Annotated in this window: 5 protein-coding genes; 2 read left to right on the forward strand and 3 right to left on the reverse strand. The window is 68.8% G+C overall.

The window, feature by feature from the left end:
- Nucleotides 1-93: 93 nt before the first annotated feature.
- A complete protein-coding gene (gene arc, locus QJS31_RS32975; protein ID WP_029923568.1) occupies nt 94-1,854 on the forward strand; it encodes a proteasome ATPase in 1,761 nt (586 codons plus the stop codon).
- Nucleotides 1,855-1,915: 61 nt separating this feature from the next.
- On the opposite strand, the gene QJS31_RS32980 is transcribed toward arc, so the two are convergent.
- Nucleotides 1,916-2,347 carry a MarR family winged helix-turn-helix transcriptional regulator gene (locus QJS31_RS32980; RefSeq protein WP_306358569.1) on the reverse strand — a complete coding sequence of 144 codons (432 nt, stop codon included), beginning with the start codon at nt 2,345-2,347 and terminating at the stop codon, nt 1,916-1,918.
- Nucleotides 2,348-2,433: 86 nt separating this feature from the next.
- Between QJS31_RS32980 and QJS31_RS32985 the strand changes: the two genes are divergently transcribed.
- Nucleotides 2,434-4,308, forward strand: a complete 1,875-nt coding sequence (locus tag QJS31_RS32985) for an ABC transporter ATP-binding protein (protein WP_306358570.1) — start codon at nt 2,434-2,436, stop codon at nt 4,306-4,308.
- A 25-nt stretch (nt 4,309-4,333) separates the two neighbouring features.
- On the opposite strand, the gene QJS31_RS32990 is transcribed toward QJS31_RS32985, so the two are convergent.
- Together QJS31_RS32990 and QJS31_RS32995 are read right to left on the reverse strand one after the other, a co-directional pair.
- Complete coding sequence (locus tag QJS31_RS32990; protein ID WP_306358571.1) at nt 4,334-4,747, reverse strand: hypothetical protein; 414 nt, start codon at nt 4,745-4,747, stop codon at nt 4,334-4,336.
- A 455-nt stretch (nt 4,748-5,202) separates the two neighbouring features.
- On the reverse strand, nt 5,203-6,331 hold a 1,129-nt coding region (locus tag QJS31_RS32995), incomplete at its 5' end, for an aminotransferase class I/II-fold pyridoxal phosphate-dependent enzyme (protein WP_306358572.1).

A 6,331-nucleotide genomic window follows, 5' to 3' on the forward strand; every position in this document is an offset into this window, starting at 1 on the left:
AGCCTAGATGTGATCACGACGAAACCATGTCGGAAAGCGGGAACGGCTTGTCCCCGGTAGCGTTGATAGACCGGGACTGGGAGGAGCAGCATCATGAGCCCCATCGAACATTCGGATTCGGCAGCCTGGAGGGAACTCGAGGTAGTACGCGCCGAGGCGGCTGCACTCCGGAGGCAACTCGCCGACACGCCGGATCGCACACGGGAATTGGAAGCCCGGGTGGATTCGCTGACAATTCGCAACACCAAGCTGATGGACACCCTCAAGGAGGCGCGGCAGCAACTGGTCGCCCTGCGCGAGGAAGTGGACCGCCTCGGGCAACCGCCCAGCGGCTACGGCGTTCTCATCGGGGTGTACGACGATCAGACGGTCGACGTGTTCACTTCTGGGCGCAAGATGCGACTGACGTGCTCACCGAATATCGACACCTCCGAACTCACCTACGGTCAGACCGTGCGCCTCAACGAGGCGCTGACCGTCGTGGAGGCCGGACATTTCGAGGCCATCGGTGAAATCGGCACGCTGCGCGAGATTCTCGACGACGGCCGCCGCGCGCTTGTGGTCGGCCATGCCGACGAAGAACGCGTGGTGTGGTTGTCCGGACCGCTCTCGGGTCTGGTCGACGTCGACAATCTGGACGATCCGGATTCCCCGATTCGCAAACTGCGGCCGGGTGATTCGCTGCTGGTCGACACCAAGGCGGGCTTCGCCTTCGAGCGCATTCCCAAGGCCGAGGTCGAGGACCTCGTGCTGGAAGAGGTGCCCGATGTCGACTACGAGGACATCGGCGGCCTGTCGCGCCAGATCGAGCAGATCCGCGACGCGGTGGAACTGCCGTTCCTGCACAAGGATCTGTTCCGTGAGTACGCGCTGCGGCCCCCGAAGGGTGTGCTGCTCTACGGCCCGCCCGGTTGCGGTAAGACCCTGATCGCCAAGGCCGTGGCCAACTCCCTCGCGAAGAAGATCGCCGAGGCGCGCGGTGAGGATGCCAAGGAAGCCAAGTCGTTCTTCCTCAACATCAAGGGCCCCGAGCTGCTCAACAAGTTCGTGGGTGAGACCGAGCGCCACATTCGCATCATCTTCCAGCGAGCCCGCGAGAAGGCCAGCGAAGGCACTCCGGTGATCGTGTTCTTCGACGAGATGGACTCCATCTTCCGCACCCGCGGTTCGGGCGTCTCCTCCGATGTGGAGACCACGGTCGTACCGCAGCTGCTGTCGGAGATCGACGGCGTGGAGGGCCTGGAGAACGTCATCGTGATCGGCGCGTCCAACCGCGAGGACATGATCGACCCGGCCATCCTGCGGCCCGGCCGACTCGATGTGAAGATCAAGATCGAGCGCCCGGACGCCGAGGCCGCGGCCGACATCTTCTCCAAGTACCTCACCGACGAATTGCCGCTGCACGCCGACGATCTCAACGAGTTCCCCGGCGACCGCGGCAAGTGCGTGCAGTCCATGATCGAGCGGGTCGTGGAGCGGATGTACGCCGAGAGCGAGGACAACCGCTTCCTGGAGGTCACCTACGCCAACGGTGACAAGGAGGTGCTGTACTTCAAGGACTTCAACTCCGGCGCCATGATCCAGAACATCGTGGACCGCTCCAAGAAGTACGCCATCAAGTCCGTCCTGGAAACCGGCAATCCGGGCCTGCGGCTCCAGCATCTCTACGATTCGATCGTGGACGAGTTCTCCGAGAACGAGGACCTGCCCAACACCACGAATCCCGATGACTGGGCCCGCATCTCGGGTAAGAAGGGCGAGCGGATCGTCTACATCCGCACCCTGGTGACGGGCAAGAACGCCTCGGCCAGCCGGGCGATCGACACCGAGTCGAATACGGGGCAGTACCTGTAAGTAGTACGACACGACGGGGCGCGCTTCCTTCGGGAGGCGCGCCCCGTCGCCGTCGCGGGGCCTACTCGCCGTCCCCAGCGGCCAATTCGGCCAGGATGGCGCGCAGCGATGCGCGGTGCCCGGGGGACAGGCGCGCGAACAGATCGCGGGCGGCGCGGCGGCGGGCATCGGACATGCGGGTCAGGACGGCGCGACCGGAGTCGGTGAGCGCCACCAGGGTGGCGCGGCGATTGGCCGGATCGGTGGCACGGTCGACCCAGCCCGCGGCTTCCAGGGCGTCGACCACGGTGGTGGCGGAGCGGGGCACGATACCCAGGCGTTCGGCGAGCGCGGACATGCGCAGCGGTTCGGCGCTGTGGCCCAGAATGCGCAGGGCGCGCGCCTGGGCGGGGGTGAGGCCGAGTGGGGCGAGGTCGGCCTGCTGGGCGCGGCGGATGCGGCGGGCGGTGCGCAGGAACAGCTCGGGCAGGTCGTCCTCGATGGCCTCCGTCATATTTGTGAGCATAGATCAATGTTCTGGGGAACAATATTGAGTCAAGCTCAGTTATAGCGGGGGTTCCCGTGGGAAGGAGGGTGCCGATGGCCGCCCGATCCGAACTGCGCCGGATCATCCGGCTCTTCCGCCCCTATCGGGCGCGTCTCGCGCTGGTGGGCGCATTGGTCGGCCTGTCGTCGCTGGTGGGTCTGGCCTCCCCGTTCATGCTGCGCGCGGTACTCGACGACGCGCTGCCGCACGGCCGCACCGGGTTGCTGACCCTGCTGGCGCTGGGCATGATCGCGGTGGCCGCGCTCACCTCGGTCTTCGGGGTCTGGCAGACCTATCTGTCCACCACGGTGGGGCAGCGCGTCATGCACGATCTGCGCACTGCCGTCTATGCGCGGTTGCAGTCCATGCCACTGGCGTTCTTCACCGCCACCCGCACCGGCGAGGTGCAGTCGCGCCTCGCCCATGACATCGGCGGCATGCAGTCGACCGTCACCTCCACGGCGACCTCGCTCATCGCCAACTTCACCTCGGTGCTGGCCGCCGTCGTCGCCATGTTCGCACTGGACTGGCGGCTGACCCTGATCTCGCTGGTCATGCTGCCGTTCTTCGTCTGGATCAGCCGCCGAGTGGGGGCCGAGCGGCGGCGCATCACCGCGCAGCGACAGCGGCAACTGGCCGCCATGTCGGCCGTGGTGGAGGAATCGCTGTCGGTGAGCGGAATTCTGCTGGGGCGCACCATGGGTCGCGCCCCGGCGCTGGTGGACGATTTCGACCGGGAGTCGCGGTCGCTGGTGGACCTGGAGATCCGGGCCGGGATGGCGGGGCGGTGGCGGCAGTCGACCATCACCATCGTGATGGCGGCCATGCCCGCGGTGGTGTACTGGGCGGCCGGGCTGACCGCCGCGTCCGGGACGCCGCTGGTGTCCGTCGGCACGCTGGTGGCGTTCACGACCTTGCAGGCGGGACTGCTGCGGCCCGCCGTCATGCTGCTGTCCACGGGTGTGGAGGTGCAGAGTTCGCTGGCGCTGTTCGGCCGCATCTTCGAATACCTCGATCTGCGACCGGATATCACCGAACCCGAGCGGCCGGTCCCGCTGCCGGTGGCGGGCGTGACAGGCGCGGTGCGGTTCGAGCGGGTGGGCTTCGGCTACGACGCCGACCGGGAGGTGTTGCGCGATATCGATATCGACGTCCCGGCCGGTAGCGGCCTGGCGATCGTCGGTGAGACCGGTTCCGGGAAGACCACTCTCGGCTATCTGGTGGCGCGGCTCTACGACGCCACCTCGGGTCGGGTGACCATCGACGGCGTCGATGTGCGCGAGTTGAGTTTCGCCGACCTGGCCGCGGCCGTGGGGGTGGTCTCGCAGGAGACCTACCTGTTCCATGCCACGGTGGCCGAGAATCTGCGCTTCGCCAAACCCGATGCCACCGACGAGGAACTGCGCGCCGCGGCACGGGCGGCCCGGATTCACGACCATATCGCGAGCCTGCCGCAGGGCTACGACACCCTGGTCGGGGAGCGCGGCTACCGGTTCTCCGGCGGTGAGAAGCAGCGCCTCGCGGTGGCCCGCGCCATTCTCCGCAATCCGCCGATCCTGGTCCTGGACGAGGCCACCAGCGCCCTGGACACCCGCACCGAACGCGAGGTGCAGGACGCCATCGACGCCCTGTCGGCCGGACGCACCACCATCACCATCGCGCACCGGCTCTCCACGATCCGCGACGCGGACCAGATCGTGGTGCTCGACCACGGCCGGGTGGTCGAGCGTGGCACGCACGAGGAACTGCTCGCGCGCGGCACCGCCTACGCCGATCTGCTGGCGCGCGACGGTGTGCTCGCACCGGGCGCGGCGGTGGCGGCGGGCACGGCATCGGTACCGGACCCGGCGCCAGGCGCGGGATCGGTCGGGGACGCGGAGTCGGTGACGGGTACGACACCTGCGGACCGCCCGGCGTTGGTGCGCTGAGGACTTTCCGGCGGGTCGTGGCGGGTCAGCTGATCCCGGGGAGGTAGCCCGGGTACACGAAGTGGCTGGGACCGCCGCCGGGCTGCGACGACCCGGTGATGTTCGGGAAGTTGAACGGCAGGCGGGCCAGCTTGTGTGGGTTGCCGTCCTGATCGGCCTGGTAGCACTCCATGATCACGCCGTGGAAGGCGGTGCACACGATGCGGGTGCTGTTGCCGTAGGGCGAGGTCAGGCGGTATCCGGTGTGCAGCGGATTCCAGTAGTCGAGATCGGTCGGGGTCAGGAACCCCTCGGCCTCGAAGACCGAGACCGGGCTGTTCGGCTGCTGCACCGGCCAGTCGTCGGCGGCGGCCGTACCCGTACCCAGGGCGAGGGCGGCTCCGGCGGTGACGGCGGCGGTCGCGGTGATGCGGGTGACGCTGCGGGCAATCGAAGTCATCGGCTCTCCCACTGTCTGCGATCGGTCACTATCGGTCGATCGGCGGTATGCCATCGCTGGGGAATCGAGGCTCGATCATGCCGCTGTTACGGGTGTCCGCGCTACCGATCGCGCGGATTCACCTCGGTTCCGGCCGCTGTGCTGCACGATCACCGTAACGAGCCGGCGGGCTGTCGTGATGTACCTCACGTCGGTGTGGTCGTCCGCGAACCTGGCGGGCGCGCACGTGCCGACCCGCGCGGGGTGGCCGTGCGGCCCGCGGCAGCGCCATGGGTCGCACGGCCCGGCGGCTACCCGTGGATCGGAGGCGGGACTCGGCGTGATCGCCGGGTGATGTCGCCGCGCGGCCGGTGTCATCAACTGTGCTGACGACGTGGTCCGTCGGAGGACGAGCGCACACCGGGCTCGGATCGGCCCGGTTCGTCTGGTCGGGCGTTCCGGTCGACCTCCCAGGGTCAGCGTCGCAGGCGGCGGTAGGTCGGCGCGGCCTGGGCGGCGGCGGCCAGTTCGGCGGCGAGCCGGGGGGTGTCGCCGTCCGCGACGGCGGCGGGGGTGATGCGCAGATGGTCGGTGGCGGGCAGGCCGATCACCTCGAACGGGGTACCCGGGGCGGCCTTGATTCCGGCGGCGGCGAGGGAGATCATGGCGGCCGATTCGTCTAGCACGGGTAGCCACAGGTTGATGCCGTCGGCCGGGGATACCGAAATCCCGTGGCGGGACAGCTCTTTGCGCAGTGCCGTGGTGCGTCGGCGGTATTCGGCGCGTGCGGTGGCGACCCGGTCGCGGGCGGCGTCGTCGGTGAGCATGTGCAGCAGTACGCGCTGGAGCAGGCGACTGGACCAGCCGGGGCCGAGCATACGGCGCTCGATCACCGGATCCAGGAGTTCGGCCGGGCCGCCGACAATGGCCAGACGCAGGTCCGCGCCATGGGATTTGGAATACGAGCGCACGTGCACGGTGTGCCGCGGCAACCGGGTGCCCAGCGAGCGGGGTGGCGCGTGGGCGATGCCCGCGGAGTGGTCGTCCTCGATCACGACGAGATCGTGGGCGGCGAGCACATCGGCGAGGGCGCGCAGCCGGACAGCCGACAGTGACGTGCCCGTGGGATTCTGAGCGCGGGGTTGTAGCAGCAGCGCGGTCGGCGCGTGTTCGGCCAGCACCGCCGCGAGTTCGTCGGGCCGCATGCCCGACTCGTCCATCTCCACCGGGACCGCACGCGCCCCCAGCCGTGCCAGCAGATCGAGAAACGGTGGGAAGCACGGATTCTCGACCACCACGGCATCGCCGAGGCGCACCTGCGCGGTCAGCAGCCGGTCGATGGCGTCGAGCGCGCCGTCGAGCACCGTGAGCCGATCGGGCCGGAAAGGCCAGTCCGCGCGCACCACCCGCTCCAGCTCCGGCAGCATGGCCTCGCCCAGATAGGTGGCGGACAGGTCGTCGATGGAGTCGTCGTCGCCGAGTCGGCGCAGCGCCGCCGTGAGATCGGGCAGCAGCGCCGGATCCGGAATGCCCCGGGACAGGTCCACCCGGAACACGCTGTCGGACCGCGAGTGCAGCCGCTGGTAGCGCCCACCCGCCGCCACC

Source organism: Nocardia sp. CC213A, from assembly GCF_030766805.1.
In the GTDB taxonomy this organism is placed as follows: Bacteria; Actinomycetota; Actinomycetes; order Mycobacteriales; family Mycobacteriaceae; genus Nocardia; species Nocardia otitidiscaviarum.

Bases quoted from the DNA above. Each gene is read 5' to 3' on its own strand.
- arc (WP_029923568.1), top strand. From the start codon at position 94: ATGAGCCCCATCGAACATTCGGATTCGGCAGCCTGGAGGGAACTCGAG.
- QJS31_RS32980 (WP_306358569.1), bottom strand. From the start codon at position 2,347: ATGACGGAGGCCATCGAGGACGACCTGCCCGAGCTGTTCCTGCGCACC.
- QJS31_RS32985 (WP_306358570.1), top strand. From the start codon at position 2,434: ATGGCCGCCCGATCCGAACTGCGCCGGATCATCCGGCTCTTCCGCCCC.
- QJS31_RS32990 (WP_306358571.1), bottom strand. From the start codon at position 4,747: ATGACTTCGATTGCCCGCAGCGTCACCCGCATCACCGCGACCGCCGCC.